This is a genomic window from Streptomyces sp. NPDC058632, from assembly GCF_042717095.1.
Classification (GTDB): Bacteria; Actinomycetota; Actinomycetes; order Streptomycetales; family Streptomycetaceae; genus Streptomyces.
The window spans coordinates 177,751-198,788 of sequence record NZ_JBHXQZ010000001.1 but is presented as its reverse complement, the minus strand read 5'-3'; the positions used below and the strand labels follow the sequence as shown (position 1 = coordinate 198,788).

The 21,038-nt window shown below is 72.8% G+C and carries 19 protein-coding genes; 8 read left to right on the top strand and 11 right to left on the bottom strand.

The genetic code is table 11. The features are described from left to right. Positions 1-326: 326 nt before the first annotated feature. The 4 genes from ACFWVE_RS00965 (at position 327) to ACFWVE_RS00950 (ending at position 3,390) form a co-directional block, all read left to right on the top strand. Positions 327-833, top strand: a complete 507-nt coding sequence (locus ACFWVE_RS00965) for a CAP domain-containing protein (protein ID WP_384006907.1) — start codon at positions 327-329, stop codon at positions 831-833. 205 nt (positions 834-1,038) lie between these two features. Next, complete coding sequence (locus ACFWVE_RS00960; protein WP_384006905.1) at positions 1,039-1,809, top strand: transposase; 771 nt, start codon at positions 1,039-1,041, stop codon at positions 1,807-1,809. Between the two features lie 784 nt (positions 1,810-2,593). Then, the gene (locus ACFWVE_RS00955) at positions 2,594-3,178 is read left to right on the top strand and encodes an ArsR/SmtB family transcription factor (protein ID WP_384006902.1); all 585 of its coding nucleotides are present in this window, start codon (positions 2,594-2,596) and stop codon (positions 3,176-3,178) included. A 14-nt stretch (positions 3,179-3,192) separates the two neighbouring features. Beyond that, positions 3,193-3,390 carry a hypothetical protein gene (locus ACFWVE_RS00950; RefSeq protein ID WP_384006899.1) on the top strand — a complete coding sequence of 66 codons (198 nt, stop codon included), beginning with the start codon at positions 3,193-3,195 and terminating at the stop codon, positions 3,388-3,390. Positions 3,391-3,554: 164 nt separating this feature from the next. On the opposite strand, the gene ACFWVE_RS00945 is transcribed toward ACFWVE_RS00950, so the two are convergent. From ACFWVE_RS00945 to ACFWVE_RS00920, 6 genes are all read right to left on the bottom strand, one after another. Beyond that, positions 3,555-3,998 carry an LAETG motif-containing sortase-dependent surface protein gene (locus ACFWVE_RS00945; protein ID WP_384006896.1) on the bottom strand — a complete coding sequence of 148 codons (444 nt, stop codon included), beginning with the start codon at positions 3,996-3,998 and terminating at the stop codon, positions 3,555-3,557. Between the two features lie 210 nt (positions 3,999-4,208). Next, positions 4,209-5,366 carry an alkaline phosphatase PhoX gene (locus tag ACFWVE_RS00940; protein ID WP_384006893.1) on the bottom strand — a complete coding sequence of 386 codons (1,158 nt, stop codon included), beginning with the start codon at positions 5,364-5,366 and terminating at the stop codon, positions 4,209-4,211. A 147-nt stretch (positions 5,367-5,513) separates the two neighbouring features. After that, the gene (locus tag ACFWVE_RS00935) at positions 5,514-6,482 is read right to left on the bottom strand and encodes an SMP-30/gluconolactonase/LRE family protein (RefSeq protein WP_384006890.1); all 969 of its coding nucleotides are present in this window, start codon (positions 6,480-6,482) and stop codon (positions 5,514-5,516) included. Between the two features lie 207 nt (positions 6,483-6,689). Further along, on the bottom strand, positions 6,690-7,040 hold the full coding sequence (gene nirD, locus ACFWVE_RS00930) for a nitrite reductase small subunit NirD (protein ID WP_384006887.1): 351 nt from the start codon (positions 7,038-7,040) through the stop codon (positions 6,690-6,692). Then, entirely contained in the window at positions 7,037-9,661 is a 2,625-nt protein-coding gene (gene nirB / locus ACFWVE_RS00925; protein WP_384006884.1) for a nitrite reductase large subunit NirB, read from the bottom strand. The genes nirD and nirB overlap by 4 nt, the downstream gene beginning before the upstream one ends. Further along, positions 9,661-10,887: an NAD(P)/FAD-dependent oxidoreductase gene (locus tag ACFWVE_RS00920; protein ID WP_384006881.1), complete on the bottom strand. Its 1,227-nt coding sequence runs from the start codon at positions 10,885-10,887 to the stop codon at positions 9,661-9,663. The genes nirB and ACFWVE_RS00920 overlap by 1 nt, the downstream gene beginning before the upstream one ends. A 218-nt stretch (positions 10,888-11,105) precedes the next feature. On the opposite strand from ACFWVE_RS00920, the gene ACFWVE_RS00915 reads away from it, so the two are divergent. Both ACFWVE_RS00915 and ACFWVE_RS00910 read left to right on the top strand, forming a co-directional pair. After that, a complete protein-coding gene (locus ACFWVE_RS00915; protein ID WP_384006878.1) occupies positions 11,106-11,888 on the top strand; it encodes a sulfite exporter TauE/SafE family protein in 783 nt (260 codons plus the stop codon). A 141-nt stretch (positions 11,889-12,029) separates the two neighbouring features. Next, positions 12,030-13,583, top strand: coding sequence for a PQQ-binding-like beta-propeller repeat protein (locus ACFWVE_RS00910; protein WP_384006875.1), 1,554 nt, complete (start codon positions 12,030-12,032; stop codon positions 13,581-13,583). Here ACFWVE_RS00910 and ACFWVE_RS00905 read toward each other — a convergent pair. After that, a complete protein-coding gene (locus tag ACFWVE_RS00905; RefSeq protein ID WP_384006872.1) occupies positions 13,534-14,475 on the bottom strand; it encodes an NAD(P)-dependent oxidoreductase in 942 nt (313 codons plus the stop codon). The genes ACFWVE_RS00910 and ACFWVE_RS00905 overlap by 50 nt on opposite strands. A gap of 107 nt (positions 14,476-14,582) precedes the next feature. Here ACFWVE_RS00905 and ACFWVE_RS00900 point away from each other — a divergent pair, with 107 nt between their 5' ends. Continuing rightward, positions 14,583-14,981 (top strand): winged helix-turn-helix transcriptional regulator, encoded by a 399-nt coding sequence (locus tag ACFWVE_RS00900; protein WP_384006869.1) that lies wholly within the window; start codon positions 14,583-14,585, stop codon positions 14,979-14,981. Here ACFWVE_RS00900 and ACFWVE_RS00895 read toward each other — a convergent pair. The 4 genes from ACFWVE_RS00895 to ACFWVE_RS00880 form a co-directional block, all read right to left on the bottom strand. After that, positions 14,919-15,602 carry a class F sortase gene (locus tag ACFWVE_RS00895; RefSeq protein WP_384006867.1) on the bottom strand — a complete coding sequence of 228 codons (684 nt, stop codon included), beginning with the start codon at positions 15,600-15,602 and terminating at the stop codon, positions 14,919-14,921. The two genes, ACFWVE_RS00900 and ACFWVE_RS00895, sit on opposite strands and share 63 nt — an antisense overlap. 114 nt (positions 15,603-15,716) lie before the next feature. Then, entirely contained in the window at positions 15,717-16,328 is a 612-nt protein-coding gene (locus ACFWVE_RS00890; RefSeq protein ID WP_384006864.1) for a hypothetical protein, read from the bottom strand. A gap of 290 nt (positions 16,329-16,618) precedes the next feature. Further along, positions 16,619-18,757 carry a molybdopterin oxidoreductase family protein gene (locus ACFWVE_RS00885; protein ID WP_384006861.1) on the bottom strand — a complete coding sequence of 713 codons (2,139 nt, stop codon included), beginning with the start codon at positions 18,755-18,757 and terminating at the stop codon, positions 16,619-16,621. A 322-nt stretch (positions 18,758-19,079) separates the two neighbouring features. After that, on the bottom strand, positions 19,080-19,820 hold the full coding sequence (locus tag ACFWVE_RS00880) for a vancomycin high temperature exclusion protein (RefSeq protein ID WP_384006858.1): 741 nt from the start codon (positions 19,818-19,820) through the stop codon (positions 19,080-19,082). A gap of 225 nt (positions 19,821-20,045) precedes the next feature. Here ACFWVE_RS00880 and ACFWVE_RS00875 point away from each other — a divergent pair, with 225 nt between their 5' ends. Beyond that, positions 20,046-20,879 (top strand): sirohydrochlorin chelatase, encoded by an 834-nt coding sequence (locus ACFWVE_RS00875; RefSeq protein ID WP_384006855.1) that lies wholly within the window; start codon positions 20,046-20,048, stop codon positions 20,877-20,879. The last annotated feature ends 159 nt before the right edge of the window (positions 20,880-21,038 follow it).

Genomic DNA, 21,038 nt, shown 5'->3' with positions numbered 1-21,038 from the left:
GTGCAGATAGCCGAGCAGTAGGGCGGACCCAATAAGGAAGATGGTGTACGACGTGCCTGTGCCTCGGTAGTTCGTGCCCATGGTGTCGGTAAGAGAGATCATCTTATCTAGGCGCGAGCCGCAAATTCGTATTCGTGTGTGGGCCGACCGAGGTGGTCGTGGTAACTGGCGGTCTGGCCGTGAGGAAGCAGTCTAGCCCCAGTCGCTGAAGCCGGCACCTAACTAGCCAGGCCATACCTGCACACCCTGTGCATGGAAGAAGAATCGCGATGACACCACGCAACGGGGGCATTCGCCCTTGGCGCCCTGATTATATCCTCACGGTCATGTCCATTGAGGAAAGAGAACTGCGCCGCTTTGTCACAGACGCACGTACGCATCCGGAGAAGTACCCACCCCGCGGGAACTCCGCAGGCGCTGTCATGCCGCCCGGGGTGCCAGACTTCAAGCTTTCGGCAGTTCTGACCCAGATAGCGCGCGCCCACAGCGAATTCTTGACTGGCCAGGACAAGGATTGGGTGAATGACGATGAAAACATGCACCGTGGCCCTGGCGGAATATTGGTTGGGGATCCTGGACAGCCGATGGAGCAGGCGGGGTACCGCACCTGGCGACGGGAAAACGTAGCCACGGGGTTCGACACCGCAGAGAAAGTTGTGCGCTTCTGGATGCAAGATGATGAGGTGTGGGGCTGGGGGCATCGCAATGTCATCCTGTTTGATGACTGGTATGCGCCAGACGATATTCGCGAGGCTGGCTTCGGCTATTGGAAAGGCGGCCCGTGGACCCATTATTGGACGCTGGACATGGGCAGGAAAACAGGGCCGTTCTGATGCGGTCCGGGTCCAGACCCGGCTTTCATCTCCCGTTGCCGCAGGTCGGTCTGGCAGATGGGAGCGATGGATCCGTATAGATCATGGTGGGGCTTTGAGATTTCTGAAGGGCCATCATGATCCCTACACAGACGCACAGGCCGAGAGTGACGAGGTGCCTGAGACCTGTCCCGTAACTGCTGGTCAGGGGTGAGATGATCTTGCCGTGTCTGGTGTGATCACGGCGTCGCAGCCCTCCTGGATAGCCCCGTTCAGCGGGCTGAGCCCGCGGCAGTTCGGCAAGCTGGTCACCGCGCTCCAGCGCGAGGGCGCGGATCCGGTGCGCAAGGGCCGGCCGTGGAGTCTGCCGCTGGAGGACCGCGTCCTGCTGGTCGCTGCCTACTGGCGGACCAACCTGACCCTGCGCCAACTGGCGCCGCTGTTCGGGGTGTCGAAGTCCGCGGCCGACCGCATCATCGACCACCTCGGGCCGTCGCTCGCGCTCCAGCAACGCAAGCGGTTCCGCAAGGACACCGTGCTGATCGTCGACGGCACCCTGGTCCCCACCCGCGACCACAGTGTCGCCGAGCAGTCGAAGAACTACCGGTACTCCACCAACCACCAGGTCGTCATCGACGCCGACACCCGGCTGATCGTCGCGGTCGGCCGCCCGTTGCCCGGCAACCGAAACGACTGCAAGGCGTGGGAGCTGTCCGGTGCGAAGGCCGCCGTCGGCCGTGCCACGGTCATCGCGGACGGCGGCTACCGGGGTACCGGCCTGGTCATCCCACACCGCCGCGAACCCGGCCAGAGTGAACTCGAGGCATGGAAAGAGGAACACAACGCCTCGCACCGCAAGGTCCGCGCCCGCGTCGAGCACGCCTTCGCCCGGATGAAGACCTGGAAGATCCTTCGCGACTGCCGCCTCAAAGGTGACGGCGTCCACCACGCGATGCTCGGCATCGCCCGCCTGCACAACCTCGCCCTCGCCGGGTGACAAAGGAACAAGCAGGTCAGCGAACACGTCGTAGATCATTTACGGGACAACGCTTGGCCAGGCTCCATGTCGAGGAATCGAGGGCACGGCGAACTCGTGGGATGTCGCACGACTGTTCTACCCTGCCCCGCCCAATGCCCCGGTGCGCGGTCGGCGCCTGCACGACGCCGCATACGCGCCGACTGTCGCTGGGCGAGGGCTCGACGAGTGGGCCCCGGGCTCCCAGCTCGGACACCAGGTGCAAAGTAGCCGTGTCCCTACTGGTCAGAAGCTCGGTCGTCTACGAGGCAAGAACGCTGACACGAGCCGCAAACGACGAGCGCCGGAAAAACGAAGGTCTGTCGACACTCGGCCCGGTCCGGACGTTCCCGCTGGTCGGCAGTGTCGACAACCCGTGCCGGGAATCAACGTCGATAAACGGTGGGCGCCAACGGAGCTGGGGCCTGTCCGGCGGATCGGGTCGGAGGCGATCGGCGGTCTCCATCCAGCTGGGGCGAGTGGGGTCCGGCGCGTTCAGCCGCAAGGCGGAGGAGGGCGCCGACGCGATGGGGGTCCCTCCCTGCTCGGGCGGAGCCGGGAGCCCGGGGGAGTCGGCAACCGGCGACCACGTCGCAGACGAGTGTGCCGGACCCCACGTCTTCGGCATGATCCGCCGGACAGGCCCTGATCGCCGGTTACTCGTCCCCTGGTGTCCGAGCAGGGAGTCCGGGGCCTTCTCCTGCCGTCTGTGCGAGGTGCAAAGAACCCCTTGCAGCCATTTCTTTGCAAAGCTATCTTTGTGGTCATGAGTGAGTCCCAGGAACCGCAGGTCCTCAGTCTCGACGCCCGCTCCCTTCGCGGGCTCGCACACCCGCTGCGCATACAACTGCTGGACTCCCTGCGCCTCGGCGGCCCCGCCACCGCGTCCCAGCTCGCCCAAAAGCTGGGCGAGTCGAGCGGCGCGACCAGCTACCACCTGCGTCAGCTCGCCGCACACGGCTTCATCGAGGACGCCCCCGAGCACGGCAGGGGCAGGGAACGGTGGTGGAAGGCGGTCCACAAGGGCCTGAGCTTCGACGACGGGCTGCTCACCGACGCCAACCCGGACGTACGCGGGGCTGCCGACCTGTACCTCCACGAGGTCGCCACCTCGCAGGGCCGGGACCTGTCGACCTGGCTCGGCAACCGCCTGACCTGGCCGCAGGAGTGGAACCGCACCTGGGACATGAGCAGCGCGACGCTGCGGCTGACGCCCGAACTGACCCGGGAGCTCGTCGAGAAGATGCACGCACTCGTCGACACCTACCGCGACCGGGCCGCCGACGAGGGCGACGCCGACACCGCCCAGGTGCGCATCCACACCCACGCTTTCCCCCTCACCACGGACTGAAAGGTCACGGCCCGATGGATCTCGAGACCCGCCTCGCCCTGCACCGCATCCGCGCCGCCGAACTCCGTACCGAAGCCGACGAGCACCGCCTCGCCGCAGCCGCCCGGCACTCCCGGCGCCCTCGGCATCTCCGCACCCGCCTCGGCTGGACCCTGGTGGAAGTCGGCCTGCGCCTGGCCGCCGCGCCCAGGCCGGCAGTCGCCGTTTCCTAGCCCTTGTTGACGCACCGGCCCAAGGCATCGCCCAATTCCGCGAGACTCCGACGAAGGTCCTCGGCTGCGGCCGTGCGGACGCCCGTCCCCCGCGGGTCCCGGTCTGACGGGCGCGGCGTCCCGTGGGGGGACGCCGCCGCCTCGAGGCTTCAGGACGGTTCGGGTCAGTCGGTGCTGCGGCGCCGGCGTGCCGCGAACAGCACCCCGCCGCCCGCCAGGACGACGGCCGCGCCGCCCGCCGCGAGGTACGGGGTGGCGCTGCTGCCGCCGGTCTCGGCGAGGTCGGTGCCGCCCTGTTCGGTGGTGCCGGGGGCGGGGTCCTTCGTGCCCGTCTCTGTGCCGGTGCCGGTGTCCGAGCCGGTGTCCTCGTCCTTGTCGTCGGCGGGGACGAAGCCCGCCGGCGGCTTGTCGCAGCCGATGCCGTCGCCGTCGCGGTCCAGGTGCTCGCCGTAGTGCTCGCTGCCCGCCGGGATGTTGGCGTACCCGGCGGCGTACGCCTCGGAGCAGTTCTTGAACGCGCCCTCGTGGGCCACCGCGGAAGCGGCCGGCAGGGCGGCCAGTGCGAGCGCGGCGACGGTGACGGCGGCGGACTTGCAGGACAGGTTCACAGGGGGTCCCCCAGCTATGTGCGGATATCCGGCAGCGTGCCCCTGTCCGGGGCGGCCTGCCGGGTGTGAGCTGCCGACGGTAGGGGAGGGGCCGGGGGAGGGTGGGGAGGTTTCGTGGACCCGTGATGCGAACGTGACGTAACCGGAGGGTAGCTCTCCGCTCATGCCGGTGCGTTCTGTGCACCGGCATGAGCCGGCAACCGGGAGCGGTTACCTGCGGAACGGGCCCCTCACCTCGTACGTGATGCCGCCCGACGAACTCCCGCTCGTGCCGCGCTGGCTGGAGAAGTACAGGCGGGTGCCGTCCGGGGAGAAGGCCGGGCCGGTGATCTCCGAGCCGGACTGGCCGGACACCTGGAGGAAGGGGGCCACGACGTCGTCGGGCGTGATGACGCAGATCTCCATGTTTCCGCCGTCCTCGGCCACGAACAGGTCGCCCGAGGAGGAGCCGGTGACGTTGTCCACGCCGGTCAGGGGAGCGGAGCCGCCCGTCACCAGGGAGTCGTCATAGGCGAGTTCGATGGTCTGGGCGGAGGCGTTGTACTGCCAGACGCGGTTGTCGCCCTTGGTCGTGAACCAGCAGGTGTCGTTCGCGTAGTGGCAGCCCTCGCCGCCGTTGAAGCGCTTGGCGCCGGAGACCTGGTTGCGGGTCGCGGTGGCCCCGGAGGGGTCCGGGACCCTCGCCCAGCTCACCGGGCCGCTCGTGCCGCTGCCCGCCACCAGTACCTCCAGCGTGCCGGAGGACAGGTCGCCCCACGTCGTCGGCCGGAAACGGTAGAAGCAGCTGTCCGAGACGTCCTCGGTCAGGTAGATCACCCTGCGGACCGGGTCGGCGGCCGCCGCCTCGTGCTTGAAGCGGCCCATCGCGTCCCGGCGGACCGCCGCCTTCGTCCCCCACGGGTCGGTCTCGTAGACGTAACCGCGGTCCACCTCCTCGCAGGACAGCCAGGTGTTCCACGGCGTGCTGCCGCCCGCGCAGTTCTGCCGGGTGCCGGACAGGACGCGGTACGCGCCCGTGACGGCGCCGGTGGCCGAGAAGCGCACCGCGCCCGCGCCGCCGGACGGGTTGATCTCCGAGTTGGAGACGTAGATCCAGCCGCTGCCGTCCGCGTAACAGGCGCCGCCGTCGGGGGCGTTGTGCCAGGTGTACGACGTGCCCGGGACCTGCCGGCCGGAACGGGCGATCACCCTGCTGGTGAACCCGGCCGGCAGCCTGATCCCGTTGGCGTCCGCCGCGCCGAGCGCGCCGTAAGGGCCCGTGCCGGGCCGGGCGGGCGCCGCGTACGCGGCGCTGTGCCAGAGTGCGCCGCCGAGGACCGCGCCGGTGCCGCCCATGGCGCTCGCACGAAGGAAGGTACGACGTTCCACTGCCACTCCTGGAGGTGCCGTGAACCGTCCCGCCACCGGCCGGTGACGGGGAGGTGCGGTCACGGAACCTACGGGTGCGACATGGACACATCATGACTGTGGGCGTACCGGACGGTGACCATCCCGGGCGCCGCCCCGGCACGTGTCCTACAGCGGTACGCTCACCGCCGTGAACGTCGTCTCGGGTGTCTGCGGGCTGGTGAAACGGGCGTTGACCAGGTACAGGCGGTCGCGGTAACGGGCCGCGGTGGCCGGGACGTCGAAGCGCGGGTCGGTGATCGAACGGCGCAGGGTCGCCGTCGTCGCGCCGGCGTCGAGGTGGAACACGGTGACCAGGTTCAGCCGGTTCTGGACCACGTACAGCGTGCGGCCGACGCGCACCAGGCCGTCGCCGTTGACGACGTCGTCCGCGCCGGACAGGGTGATCCGGGTGGCGCGTCCGGTGCGCAGGCCGACCCGGTACAGCTCGCCCGGGGTGCTCTTGACCACGATGACGTCGCGGCCGTCGGGCGTGCTCACGATGCCGTTCGCGTTGTTGACGTCCGGCAGCTGCTCCCAGTCGCCGCTCAGCGGCAGCGCCCGGACGGCGCCGCGCCGCCCGCGCGGGACGCCGTACAGCACCGCGTCGCGCGAGTCGGTGAACCAGGCGCGGTCGCCGAGCAGGGCGACGTCGTTGATGAAGTGGCCGGTGTTCTCCGTGAGTTGGTGGGTGGTGCGGAGGGTGCCGGTACGGGCGTCCACGAGGCGTGCGGTGCCGCCACCGCCGCCGGCGACGTACAGCAGGCCGCCGTGGTCGTCCAGCTTCAGGCCGATGGACGCCAGGCCGGGGGAGCCCTCGTGGAACACCGCGCCCTGTCCGGTGCGCAGGTCGGTGCGGTAGATCGCGCCGTTCGCACGGGATCCCATGTACGCGTACGGCCTGCTGCCGATGGTGATGCCCTCGGGGAGCCAGCCGTCGGGCAGCGGGAACCCGGTCGGCCGGACGGGGCGGTGTCCGGCCGCCTGCGCGGTACCGGTGCCGGCGGCCGCCGCGAGGGCGGTGACCGCGGTGGCCGCGGCGCCGCCGAGCACGGCGCGGCGGGACGGCTGGGGGTGCTGGGGGTGCTTCCGGGTCATGGTTCGTGCCTCCGTGGCGGGTGGGGAGTGCGCGAGACGAGTGGGCGGGGTTCGCGGAATCGATGAAACTCCAGAAAACCCGCCCACCGAGCGGAAACACACGGATCCGGCAGGAATTCGGCAGCCGGACAGCCGGACGTCCGGGCGTCCGGGCCGCCGGCCTGGCAGCCGGACGTCCGGACGCCCGGGGTGCCCTCCCCTACCCGTTCACGCCGCCTTGACCTCGTACGTCGTCAGGCGGACGGTGTCGTCGTCCAGGCACTGGCCCGTCTCCAGGTCGAAGCGCTGCTTGAGCAGCGGGGAGGCGACGAACGGGCGGCCCCGGTGGGTGCCGGTCAGGCCGCGGGAGAGGACCGCCGCGCCGGTGAAGGGGTCGCGGTTGTCGACGGCGTACAGGCCGCCGTTGCGGTCGGTGAAGACGGCGACCTGCCGGCCGTCGGGCAGGAGGGCCGCCACGCCGCGGCCCGGGACCAGGGCGCTCAGGTCGCAGACCGCGAACCAGGCGTCGGGCAGCTGGAGTCGGACCTTCAGGTCGGTGGTCTCGAGGGCCAGGGTCATCGCTGGGCGCTCCCTTCCAGGGCGGCTTCCTTGGACTGTGCGGGTCGCATGCCGATGTTCAGCAGGGGCAGGTCGGGCTTCATCTGGTCGCGTTCGGGGACGAAGCCGACGACCGGGTCCGGGGTGTCGGGGGCGTTGACGAAGGACACGAACCGGGACAGCTTCTCGGGGTCGTTGATGGTCTCGGCCCACTCGTCGCGGTAGTGCGAGACGTGGGCGGACATCAGGGACTCCAGCTCGTCGCAGATCCCGAGCGAGTCGTGCACGACGACGTCCCGTACGTGGTCCAGGCCGTCCGGGATCCGGTCCAGCCAGGTCGAGGTGCGCTCCAGGCGGTCGGCGGTGCGGATGTAGAACATCAGGAAGCGGTCGATGAGGCGCACCAGTTCGGCGTCCGAGAGGTCCTGTGCGAGCAGGTCGGCGTGGCGCGGGGTGGCGCCGCCGTTGCCGCCGACGTACAGGTTCCAGCCGTTGGCGGTGGCGATGACGCCGAAGTCCTTCGACTGGGCCTCCGCGCACTCGCGCTGGCAGCCGGAGACCGCCGACTTGAGCTTGTGGGGCGACCTGAGCCCCCGGTAGCGCAGCTCCAGGTCGATCGCCATGCGCACCGAGTCCTGGACGCCGTAGCGGCACCAGGTCTGCCCGACGCAGGACTTCACCGTGCGCAGCGACTTGCCGTACGCGTGGCCGGACTCGAAACCGGCGTCCACCAACCGCGCCCAGATGATGGGGAGTTGTTCGACACGGGCGCCGAACATGTCGATGCGCTGACCGCCGGTGATCTTCGTGTAGAGACCGAAGTCGCGGGCGATCTCGCCGATCACGATCAGTTTCTCCGGGGCGATCTCGCCGCCGGGGATGCGGGGAACGACCGAATACGAGCCGTTCCTCTGCAGGTTGGCGAGGAAGTGGTCGTTGGTGTCCTGGAGGGCGGCCTGTTCGCCGTCCAGGACGTAGCCGCTCGCGCCGATCGTCGGGGCCAGCGAGGCGATGATCGAGCCGACCGTCGGCTTGCAGATCTCGCAGCCGTCGCCACCCCGGGCGTCCTCGCGGCCGTGCCGGTCCAGCAGGTCCCGGTGGGAGGTGACGCGCAGGGCGTGGACGATCTCGTACAGCTCCTCGCGGGTCTGCGAGAAGCAGCCGCACAGGCCCTTGTCGACCTCGACGCCGCTCGCCTCCAGCTCGGCGTTGACCAGCTGGCCGAGCACCTTCACGCAACTGCCGCAGCCGGTACCGGCCTTGGTGCACTTCTTCACCTCGGGCACGGTGGTGCAGCTGTGCTCGGTGACCGCGCTGCGGATGGTGCCCTTGGTGACGTTGTGACAGGAGCAGACCACCGCGTCGTCGGGCAGTGCGGACGGGCCCAGCTGGGCCGGGGCCCCGGCGCCGGCGGGCAGGACGAGGGACTCGGGCGAGACGGGCGGGACCGACCCGGTGAAGGCGCGCAGGGTGCCGTACGCCTCCGCGTCGCCGATCAGGATGCCGCCGAGCAGCGTGCCGTCGCTGCCGACGACCAGCTTCTTGTACAGGCCGGCGCGGGAGTCGGAGTAGACGACGTCCAGGCAGTCGGCGGTGGCGCCGTGCGCGTCGCCGAAGGACGCCACGTCCACGCCGAGCAGCTTCAGCTTGGTCGACAGGTCGGCGCCGGTGAAGGACGCCTCGTCGTCGGCGATCGTCGCGGCGGCGGTCTGCGCCTGCTCGTAGCCGGGGGCGACCAGGCCGTACACCCGGCCGTCGGCGGCCAGCGCGCACTCGCCGATCGCGAAGACGTGCGGGTCGGTGACCGTGCGGCACTGCTCGTCCACGGCGATGCCGCCGCGCTCGCCGACCGCAAGACCCGACTCGCGGGCGAGTTGGTCGCGGGGGCGGACCCCGGCGGAGAACACCACCATGTCGGTGGCGAGTTCGGAACCGTCGGACAGCTTCATGCCGCAGACGGCGCCGTCCTCGCCGACCACGACCTCCTGGGTACCGGTGCCGGTGTGGACGGACAGGCCCATGTTCTCGATGGTGCGCAGCAGCGCGCTGCCGCCACCGTCGTCGACCTGCACCGGCATCAGGCGGGGCGCGAACTCCACGATGTGCGTGGTGAGTCCGAGTCCCTTCAGCGCGCCCGCCGCCTCCAGACCGAGGAGCCCGCCGCCGACCACCGCGCCGGTCGTCGCGTTCTTCGCGTACTCCTCGATCGCGAGCAGGTCCTCGATGGTGCGGTAGACGAAGCAGCCGGCCGCGTCCTTGTTCGGCACCGGCGGCACGAACGGGTAGGAGCCGGTGGCCAGCACCAGGACGTCGTAGTCGACGGCCAGTCCCGAGCGGGCGGTGACCCTGCGGGCCTCCCGGTCGACCGTCTCGGCCGGGTCGCCGATGTGCAGCTCGATGCCGTGGTCCTCGATGAACGCCAGGTCCGTCATGGACAGGTCCTCGGGGGTGCGCCCCGAGAAGTACGAGGTGAGCTGGACGCGGTCGTAGGCCGGACGCGGTTCCTCGCACAGCACGACCACACGGTGCGTGGCGGTCAGGCCGCGCTCGGCGAGCGCCTCCAGGAAGCGCTGGCCGACCATGCCATGGCCGACGAGCACGATCGTGGGGCGGGGCCGGTCACGAAGAGCCGTCGCGGACATCAGGAGCCTCCGTCGTTGGTGAGCAGGTGGAGCAGGGGGCCGCCGTCGGAGGGGAGCGGCTCTGCTCCCTCCCACGCGCGGGCGAGCGCGCCGACCGTGCCGAGTTCGCCGACCAGGACCCCGCCGATCAGCCGGTCGTCGCGGACGACGACCTTGCGGTAGGTGCCCCGGGTGGCGTCGGTGAGCTGGACGACGTCGTCGCCGGGCAGTGCCTCGGTCTCGCCGAACGCGGCGAGGTCGAACGGGCTGTCGGGCCCCGTGAGGGTGAGCCGGGTCAGGGAACGGGTGCCGGTGTAGCGGGCGCCCGCGTCCCCGGAGAGCAGGGCGGCCAGGGCCTCGGCCTGTTCCAGCGCGGGGGTGGCCAGTCCGTACACCGTGCCGGCGTGCTGGACGCAGTCGCCGACGGCGTGGATACGGGGGTCGGAGGTCCGCAGCTCGTCGTCGACGACGATGCCCTTGCGGACCTCCAGGCCGGCCGCCTGGGCGAGTCCCACCCGCGGGTGCACCCCGCAGGCCAGGACCACCAGGTCGGCGTCGAGGGCGTACCCGTCGGCCATCTCGACCGAGCGGACCGCGCCGGCGACGCAGCGCACGTCCCGCACCCGGCACTCGGTGTGGACCTCCACACCGAGGTCCGTCAGATGCCGCCGGACGAGCTTCGACGCCGCCGGGTCGAGCTGGCGTTCCATGAGCCGCTCGGACTGCTGGGCGAGGACGACCTGCACGCCGCGCACGGCGAGGGCACGGGCCGCGGACACACCGAGCAGCCCGCCGCCGATGACGACGGCCCGCGCCCCCGGACGCACCGCCTTGGCCAGGCCCAGGCAGTCGTCCATGGTGCGGAACGCGTGCACGCCCTCGGGCAGCGCGTGGTCCTCGGTGAACAGTCCGCGCAGCGGCGGCAGCACCGGGTTGGAGCCGGTGGCCAGGACGAGCCGGTCGTAGCCGATCCCGGTGCCGTCCGCGCAGGCGACGGTGCGTGCCGCGCGGTCGATGCCGGTGACCCGGCCGCGGGTCAGCACCGTCGGCGCCGCCGGGGCGGGAAGGGCGATCAGCTCGGGGCTGTAGCGTCCGGCCAGTACTTCGGCGAGCAGCACCCTGTTGTACGGACGGTGCTCCTCCTCGCCGATCAGCGTCACCGGCGTGCCGAGCTCGCCGAGCCGCCGGGCGAGTGTCACGCCCGCCAGGCCGGTGCCGATCACCACCACACGCTCGTTCGAGGTCATGTCCCTGAGCGTGCGGTGCGGGTGTTACCCGGCGGCATCCCCGCTGTTTCCCGCGCGGAACGCTGCCCTCAGCGGGGGCGGGGGGTGGGTGTGAGGGTTCGGAGGCGCGCGGCGGAGGGGCTGTGAGAAGCCACTGCGAGGAGGCGTGAGGACGCTCAACCTCAGAAAAAGCTCATCTTGATGGACGGCACAACTACCCGCTCCATAGGGTCATGCCCATGCCTGACATATCGCTGACCACGGTCGTTCTCCTCTGCCTGGCGGCGCTCGCCGCCGGCTGGATCGACGCCGTGGTCGGCGGCGGCGGACTCCTGCTCCTGCCCGCGCTGCTGCTCGGCCTGCCCGCCGGCACGCCCGCCGCGCACGCGCTCGGCACCAACAAGGCGGTCGCCATCGTCGGCACCACCGGCGCGGCGGTGACCTTCGCCCGCAAGGCACCCGTCGACGTACGCACCGCCGTCCGCATCGGTCTCGCCGCGCTCGCCGGATCGTCGGGCGGGGCCTTCCTCGCCGCCGGGATGAGCACCGAGGTCCTCGAACCGGTGATCATGGTGGTGCTGCTCGGCGTGGCCGCCTTCGTCATCCTCCGCCCCGGCTTCGGCACCGCGCCGCAGCCCGGCCCGGTCTCCCGCCGCCGCGTCCTCGCCGCGATCGGCTTCGGCGGCCTGGGCATCGGCTTCTACGACGGCCTCATCGGCCCCGGCACCGGTACGTTCCTCGTCCTGGCCCTCACCGCCCTGCTCCACCTCGACCTCGTCACCGCGTCCGCCACCGCGAAGATCGTCAACTGCTGCACCAACGCCGGCGCGCTGGCGATGTTCGCCTGGCAGGGCGCGGTGCTGTGGCAACTGGCGGGCCTGATGGCCGTGTTCAACCTGGCGGGCGGCACCCTCGGCGCCCACACGGCCCTGAAGAAGGGCAGCGGCTTCGTCCGTATCGTCCTGCTGGTGGTCGTCTTCGCGCTGGTGGCGAACATGGCGTACGAGCAGTGGCTGGCCTGAGCGCCGCACCCGGTGTGAGCGGCACATCCGGTGATCAATCCGGCTGACGTGATCCATTCGGACGGGTTAGGCTCCAGCGCCGCTCCGCGACGCGAGCGGCCGGTGCCGGGGAGCGCCGCAGAACAGAACACGGGGGACACGATGGCCGGGGACAGCAGACCGTCCGGGACGCGGCCGCCGGCGAAGGCCGGGCTGGTGGTCGGAGCGGGCGCGCTGATCGGGCTCGCGGTGGAGTTCCACGTGCTGGGGTGGTCGTCCATTCCCGGCAGCAGCTGCGGCAGGTACCGGCCCTGCCCGGAAGGCACCACGCCGACGCTCCTGCTGGCGTTCCTGTTCACCTTCGCGGGTGCCGTGGGGCTCGTCGTCGCCCTCGCCTCCTTCACGCAGAGCCGCCCCGGGAAGGCCGTGCCCGGCGCCCTCGTCGCGGCGGGCGTGCTGATCGCGCTGTGGCCCGGCTGGCAGGCCCACCTCTGGCTGCGCGGACCGGTGCTCGACCCGGTCTGGCAGGCCGGCCCGGACCGGCCCGCGACCGTGAGCGGTGTCGGCACCTGGACACTGGGCGACGACGCCGGGACGGTCGTACGGGCCCGGACCGACGCGCTGATCGCGTACGACTCCGGCACCGGGGACCGCGGATGGGCGCTGCGGGCCCCCGTGCGCGAGTCGGTGTGCGCGATGAGCGAGCGGATCGTCGACGGCATCGGCCTGGTCGCCTTCGCGCGGGACGAGAAGCCGTGCGACACCGTGTGGGGCGTCGACGCGGGCAGCGGACGCAAGGTGTGGGAGCGGAACATCACCGGGAGGACACTGGTGCACGGCGGCGGCGGACTGCTCACCGCCGACGCGGGCGTGGCCGTGGCGCTGGCCGACCGCTCCGTCCACGGGTACGGGCTCACCGACGGCGCGGTGCGCTGGACCGTGCGGCCCACCGCCCCCGGAACCGGGGGCGGGGACAACGCCGAGGAGGACGCCGAGTGCGAGCCGGTGACGGCCTCCGCGGCCGGCGGCACCACCCGGGTCGCCGTGACCTGCGGCGGCTACGGCGACTTCCACTCGGCGTGGCTCCTCACCCTCGACAACGCCACGGGCAGGGAGCTGAACCGGAGTGGGCTGCCGGTCGAGAGCTACCTCAGCTCGGCCGCGGTGCTCTCCGCCGACCCGTTCACCCTGCTGGTGCAGGAGAAGGACGAGCGCGGCCTCGCCGCCGTACTGGCCTACGGCGGCCCGGACGACCCGAAGCGCGAGCCGGTGACGATCCCCCTCACCGCCGACGAGGAGGACCTGGCCCTCACCGCGTTCCAGCCCGGCTTCGCCGCACGGCCGGTGTTCCGGGCGACGGTCGCCGACGGCAACCTGATCGTGGCCGCCGCCGAACCGGGGGACGACTACCCCGAGCGGGTCGCGGCCTACTCGCTCGACGACGGACAACGCCGCTGGCACGCGGACCTGGGCACCACGGTCGTCGCCCTGGCCCCGGCGGGCCGGGGCCGGGTGGCCGTACTCGGCGACTCCCAACGCCTGTGGACCCTCGCCACCGGTGACGGAGCCCGGGTGGGCGAGGAGGACGGCACCACGGTGCGCGAGGTCGACCTGGAGATCGGCGGAGACCCGCAGCTCATCGGGGCGGGCGACGACTGGGTGATCGTCAACGCCGACGGCGACGGCCATCCCCCCGCCCTCGCGGTCGGTCCGTAGGGGCCGCCTGCGCCAGCAGGTCGATCATCCCTGTCCCGTCCTCGTCGCCGTGCCCCTCGGCGACGAGGCGGGCCATCAGGTCCGTGTACGGCGTCAGCAGCTCCGCGCTGACGCCCTGCTCCTCGGCCGTGCGCAGCAGGGTCGCGTTGCCCACGGCCTGCATCGCGAGGTTGGACACCACGTCCGAGGTGTAGTCGCCGCTGCGCAGCCGCCCGGCGGTCTCGTGCACGGCCGGCGTCATCGCGGTGAGCCAGGAGGCGAGCAGGGGCGCGAAGTCCCCGGGATCGATCTCCTCCCGGCGGATCAGCGCGAAGGCGTGGGTGACACCGGCGAACAGCCCGCTCATCGCGCTCAGCAGCGCCACGTCGTGCAGCGCGGCGAACCCGGGGTCCTCACCCACGTACCGGGTGCCGGCCGGGACGGTGAGTGTGTCCCGGTGCTCCTCGAACAGGGGGCGCGAGCCGCTGTAGAAGACATACGCCCCGGACTCCGGGGCCCCGATCATCGGCGGTACCGCCATGACCCCGGCGTCCAGGAAACGGGCGCCGCGTGCCGTGGCCCAGGCGGCGCGGGCACGGCCCTGGGCCGGCGTTCCGGTGGTGAGGTTCACCAGGTCCCGCCCGGCGAGGCCGGCGCCCCCGAGCGCCTCGCCGACGGAGTCGTCGTCGAGCAGGCAGGCGACCACCAGGCGGTTCGCGGCCACCGCCTCGGCGGCGGTCGCGGCGACCACCGCGCCCTCGGCGGCGAGGGCGGCGGTGCGGGCGGCGGTGCGGTTCCAGACGGTCACCGGATGACCGGCGGCGAGCCAGGCGCGGCCGAGGGCGGTGCCCATGGCGCCGGCGCCGAGGAGGGTCAGGGAAGCAGGAACGGGGGAGGAGGTGTTGTGGGTCATGGAGACCAGGCTCGCCGCGGGGAAGGACCTGCTCAAGTACGTACTTGGAAGTGGGCGCTCACCCCGGGGAAAGGGTGCAGGCAGCGGAAGCGGACGGGGTGACGGGCATGGGGACGGTACGGCAGCCGGGGGCGTATCTGTGCGGGATCGACGCGGCGATGGACGTGATCGGCGGCAAGTGGAAGGTGCTGATCCTCTGGGCGCTGCACGAACGGCCGTACCGCTTCGGCGCCCTGCGCCGGGAACTGCCCGGGATCACCGAGAAGGTGCTCGCCTCGCATCTGCGGGAGCTGGAGTCCGACGGCATCGTGCACCGCGAGGAGTACGACGAGACCCCGCCGCGTGTCGAGTACTCCCTGACGCCCAGGGGCACGGCGCTCAACGAGGCGCTGGAACCGCTGGGCGCGTGGGGGAGGGCGAACGTGCTGGGGCCGCCCGAAGGCTCAGCGGCTGCCGGCGAGGTGGGCGTAGACGACGACGTTGCCCTGGTAGCCGGTGGTGCGTGAGTAGCCTCCGCCGCAGGTGATGATCCGCAGCTCCGGGCGGACCGCCGCGCCGTACACCCTCTCGTCGGGGAACTCCCGGGCGTCGTACACCTCGACGGCGTGCACGGTGAACACGGCGGTGCCGCCGTCGCGCCGGTCCACCTCGACGGTGCCGCCCTTGCGCAGGGCGCCCAGGGAGTAGAAGACGGCGGGGCCCTCGGCGTTGTCGACATGGCCCGCGACGACCGCGGTGCCGTTCTCGCCCGGTGTGGTGCCGGCCTCGTACCAGCCGGCCAGGTCCGGCCGTTCGGGCGGCGGCACGTCGAGGCTGCCGGTGCTCGTCAGGCCGAGGCCCGTCAGGGGCGCGTCCACGCCGATCGCGGGGATGCGGATCCGGTCGGGCGGGGAGGGCGGCAGCGCGGCGGACGCCGGGACCTGCCCGGCGCCGTGCCCCGGGCTCGCGGAACGGGCCTGGGCGGCCGACGGCTGCGGCGGGGCGCCCGTGCCGGTTCCGGCGTGCAGCAGCCACAGGCCGCAGCACAGGGCGAGCGTGCTCACCGAGGCTATGGCCGTGTCGCCCCGGCTCCCGGCCGCCCGGCAGGAACTGCGGCATATGCGGTGTATGCGGTGTATGCGAAGCATCGCTCACTGACCTCTCCAGGGTCGGCCCCGTGCCCCCTCCGGGCCGCGAGGGGCGTCGGACCCGGAGGGGGAGGGGACACGCGGTACCGGCGGACGGGCTGCGGAGGGCGCCCGTCAGATCCCGTCGCCTCTCGCCCGGCGATGCAGGAGCCAGGTACCGCCCGCGGCGGCGACGGCGAGAGCCGTCACGCCGGCCGCGGTCTGCGCGGGACCGGGGCCCAGAGCGCCACCGATCCCCGTCCTCACGCTGCCCCGGGGGTACACCTGCTGCGCCGCCGGCGTCAGCCTGACCACCAGGTCCCCGGTCACCCGCTGCCCGCCCGCCTCGCACGTCGCGACGATCTCGTACGTCCCGGGCTGCGCGCCCGGCGGCACCCGGAACCGTCCGGTCGAGTCCCGTCCGGCCGCGTCGGGCCCGTCCTCGCCCGGCGCCAGTGTGAAACGGCCGGCGCCCACGGCGGTGGCGTCGCCCGCGACCGTGTCGCCGTCGCCGCACGCCGCGGTGTTCACCGTCACCTGCGCGCCCGCCACGACCACGGCCGGGTGCAGTTCCAGGCTCCCGGCCGGCTTTCCGGCCGGCCTGCCGTTGCCGTAGGGGGGTCCCACGGGGGCGGCGGGCTCCTCGGCGTACGCGGCGGGTGCGGCGGGCGCCACGAGCAGCCCCGCGGCGGCCACGGCGAGCGCGGGTCCGGTCAGGCCGGTCAGCCGCCGGGCGATACCTCGCATCGATGCTCCCTCGGGCTCACGGAGGGGCCACGCCCGCGGCACCCCCATGTGCCGCCGTCGGTCGCGTCCCCGCTAGTCCGAGGTAAAGGCCGGCGGGCGCGGCCCGCTCCCTGAGAGAACGTCAAAAATGAGGTGAACGGGTGTCAGGAAGTCCCCGCCGGACCCCCGCCCGTACCCGTTTCGGCAGGTCACCGCCGTGCCGCGGGCCCGGCCGGGGGAAAGGAGCCGAAGGGTGCGCCACGCGGCGGTGAACGGGTGAGGCGACGGCGTGCGGGCGGAGCGGCCGGAACTCATGACCGCACCGTCTCCACTTCCACCCGTACCGCGCACACCTTGAACTCCGGCATCCGTGACGTCGGGTCCAGGGCGGGGTTGGTGAGGGTGTTCGCGCGGCCCTCGCCCGCCCAGTGGAACGGCATGAACACGGTGTCGGGGCGGATCGCGGTGGTGATCCGGGCCGGTGCCACCGCCCGGCCCCGCCGGGACACCACGGCCAGCGGATCGCCCTCGGCCGCGCCGAGCCGCTCCGCGAGCCGCGGGTGCAGCTGCACGAACGGGCCGGGTGCGGCCGCGTTCAGCTCGTCGACGCGCCGGGTCTGCGCGCCGGACTGGTACTGCGCCACGACCCGGCCGGTGGTCAGCAGTACGGGGTACTCGTCGTCGGGTTCCTCGGCGTTCGCGCGGTGCGCGACGGGCACGAACCGGGCCCGCCCGTCCTCGGTGGCGAACCGGTCGAGGAACAGCCGGGGGGTACCGGGGTGTACGGCACTGTCCGCTGCCGCGGGTGCCTCCACCGGCGTGGGTCCGGGGGCCGGGCACGGCCAGAACACGCCGTTCTCCTCCGCGAGCCGCCGGTAGCTGATCCCGGAGTAGTCGGCGGGCCCGCCCGCGCTCGCGCGGCGCAGCTCCTCGAAGACCTCCTCGGGATCGGTCGGGAACCTCTTCTCCGGACTCGGCCCGGCGCCGAGCCGGGCGGCCAGCCCGTGCAGCACCTCGAGGTCGCTGCGCACACCGTCCGGCGCGGGCAGCGCGCGCCGCCGCAGCAGGACCCTGCCCTCCAGGTTGGTCGTCGTGCCCGTCTCCTCCGCCCACTGCGTCACCGGCAGGACGACGTCGGCGAGCGCGGCCGTCTCCGACAGCACGACGTCGCACACCGCCAGGAAGTCCAGCGACCGGATGCGCTCCTCGACGTGCGCGGCGCGGGGCGCCGACACCACCGGGTTGGAGCCCATCAGCAGCAGTGAGCGGATGTCCGTCCCCAGCGCGTCCAGCAGCTCGTACGCGCTGCGCCCCGGGCCGGGCAGCGCGTCGGGGTCCACGCCCCAGACGCCGGCGACATGCGCGCGCGCCGCCGGGTCGGTCAGCTTGCGGTAGCCGGGCAACTGGTCGGCCTTCTGGCCGTGTTCACGCCCGCCCTGCCCGTTGCCCTGCCCGGTCAGGCAGCCGTACCCGGACAGGGGGCGGCCCGCGCGGCCGGTCGCCAGGCACAGGTTGATCCAGGCGCCCACGGTGTCGGTGCCCTTGGCCTGCTGCTCGGGGCCGCGGGCGGTGAGCACCATGGCCGCCTCCGGCTCGCAGAACAGCCGTACGGTCTCGCGCAGTTGGGGCACCGGTACGCCGGTGATCCGCTCCACGTACTCCGGCCAGTGCGCCATCGCCGCGGCCCGGGTCTCCTCCCAGCCGGCGGTGCGTTCCCGGATGTACGCCTCGTCGCTGCGGCCCTCGGCGACGACCAGGTGCAGCAGGCCCAGCGCCAGCGCGAGGTCCGTGCCGGGGCGGGGCGCCAGATGCAGATCGGCCAGCTCGGCGGTCTTCGTACGGCGCGGGTCGACGACGATCAGCGTCCCGCCGTTCTCCTTCAGCTCGGCGAAGTAGCGCAGCGCCGGCGGCATGGTCTCCGCCGGGTTCGAGCCGACGAGGATCACGCAGCCGGTCCTCGGGATGTCCTCCAGCGGGAACGGCAGCCCCCGGTCCAGCCCGAACGCCTTGATACCGGCGGCCGCCGCGGACGACATGCAGAAGCGGCCGTTGTAGTCGATCTGGGAGGTGCCCAGCACCACCCGCGCGAACTTCCCCAGCGAGTACGCCTTCTCGTTCGTCAGCCCGCCGCCGCCGAACACCCCGACCGCGTCCGCCCCGTGTTCGCCGCGCGTACGGCCCAGCCCTTCGGCGATCCGGTCCAGCGCCTCGTCCCAGCCGGCGGGCACCAGCTCGCCCGTCTCCCGGGACCGCACCAACGGCGAGGTCAGCCGCACGGCGGAGGACAGCACCGCCGGCGCCGTACGCCCCTTGCCGCACAGCGCACCCCGGTTCACCGGGAAGTCCGCGCGCTCGCTCACCCGGACGGTCCCGTCCGGCGCGGGCGTCAGATCCATCCCGCACTGCAGGGCGCAGTACGGGCAGTGCGTGGGCGTCACGGTGTTCTGCATACCGCCCAGCGTGCGCCGCACGTGTTACACACCGCACCGGCCCCGGTTACACGCCCGGTACGGCGACCTCCCCGGGAGCGGGGGAGCGCGGTGAGGCCGAGGGCGCGGGCGTGCGTGGGCTTCCTCCGGTCGGACGCCCACGAGGCGGACACGGTCGCCGCACAGGCGGGACATGTCGTCGAGGTCGGACGTCAGTATGGCGACCGGCCCCGGCCGGAGACGTTGTCGGTGAGCCTTCTCAGCTCGGCGACCTGCTCGGTCGGGAGGGTGACCGTGAGGCGTGTGGTGTCCGCCACGGTGCGAGCATGCTGCGGTATGCGCGTTACGGTCGCCGTGCGGCCGACGGGGCACGGATGCCGTCGAGCGCCTGCTCCACCCCCGCCTCCCTCGGGCCGAGGAAGTGCGGGTCCGGGCGGAAGGCCGTGTCCAGGGCCGCCTTGCCCGCCGCGAGGATCTCCCGGACGCCGCCGTAGTACCAGGTGGCGTCGTGCCGGTCGTCGACGCCGACGCCGTACGAGGAGACGCCGGCCGCCCGGCACAGGGTGACCGCGCGCCGGATGTGGAAGCCCTGGCTGATCAGTACGGCCCGGTCCACGCCGAAGACCTTCTTCGCGCGCACGCACGAGTCCCAGGTGTCGAAGCCCGCGTAGTCGCTGACGATCCGCGCGTCGGGCACGCCGTGCCGGGTCAGATAGGCGCGCATCGCGTCCGGCTCGTCGTACTCCTCACGGCTGTTGTCGCCGGTCACCAGGACCACCTCGATCCGGCCCGCCCGGTACAGCTCGGCCGCCGCGTCCAGCCGGTGCGCGAGGTACGGCGACGGCTCCCCGTCCCACAGGCCCGCGCCGAAGACCACGGCGACGTCGGTGCGGGGCACGTCGGCGGTGGTGTGCAGCCGGCCCTCCGCCGCCAGACGCATCCACGTCGCGGGCAGCAGCGCCAGTACGCACGCCGCCATCCCCGCCTGCAGCAGTCGCCGCCGGCCGGCCCGGGTACGCGGCAGGCGCACGCGGCGGAGCCGGCGGACCCCGTCCGCCCTTGCGCGGTGCAACAGGTGAAGCATGGGACGGGCACCCTCCCCGGTCGGTCCTCGACGTCGAAGACGCCCTCGCGCGTCCCGCGGTTCAGCCGTTTCCTGTGATCAGCGGCACGGTACGGGGGGTACGGGGAGGCGAAGCCGCAGCTCGAACGGGCTCACACCGTGCGGGGGCCGTGCCGTGAACCGCCGGAAAACACCCGTCACGCCCGTGCAACGGGGAGGCAACGTCCCCCGGCGACGATCGGAGACATGACGGCGCACCTCACGACCCCGACCCCGACCCCGCTCAGCAGCCGGCCGCCCGGGCACGGGGCGTTCGGCGGGAGCGGCCGGCGCCATCCGCTCCCGCCCCCGCCCCCGGCCCTCGTCGTGGTGGCCCACGGCAGCCGTGATCCGCGCGCGCTGAACACCGTACGGGCACTCCTGGACCGCGTCCGCGCGCTCCGCCCCGGTCTGCCGGTGCACCTCGGGCACATCGAGCTGAACGAGCCGCTCCTGACCGACACCCTCGCCGGTCTGCACGCGCGGGGGACCGGTTCCGCCGTACTCGTGCCGCTGCTGTTCGGCCGCGGCTACCACGTCAAGCAGGACATCCCCGGGATGGCCGCCGCCTCGCCGCTGCCCACGCGCGTGGCCGCCCCGCTCGGCCCGCACCCGCTGCTCGTCGACGCGCTGCACGCCCGCCTCACGGAGGCCGGCTGGCGGACCCCGGCCGACGCGGCGGCCCGCCGGGCGAGCGCGGTGGTACTGGCCGCCGCCGGGTCCCGCGACCCCGAGTCGCGGGCCGACACCGCCCGCACCGCCGGCCTGCTCGCCCAGCGCCTCGGCGTCCCCGTCGTCCCCGCCTACGCCTCCACGGCCGCCCCCACCGTCTCCGAGGCCCTGCGCGCCCTCGCCGCCGAGGGCCGTCACCGGGTGGCCGTCGCCTCCTGCTTCACCGCACCCGGCCGCTTCGCCACGGAGTGCGCGGCGGCCTCCCCCGGGATCACCGCGGCCCCCCTCGGCACCCACCCCGCCCTGGCCCACCTCCTCCTGCACCGCTACACCCGGGCCCGCACGGCGTCCGTCCTGGCCGCCGCATGACACGGAGGTCCACGACAGCGCCCCGTTCCGGGGCGTGGAGGGGGCCGCACCCGGGACCAGGACGGTCCCGCACCCGCCGGCCGCCCGTCCGGCCCCTCCCGGTGGCCCGCGCAGCCCGGCGCGGCAGCCCTCCGCGCGTTCCCCGACCGTCACCGCGTA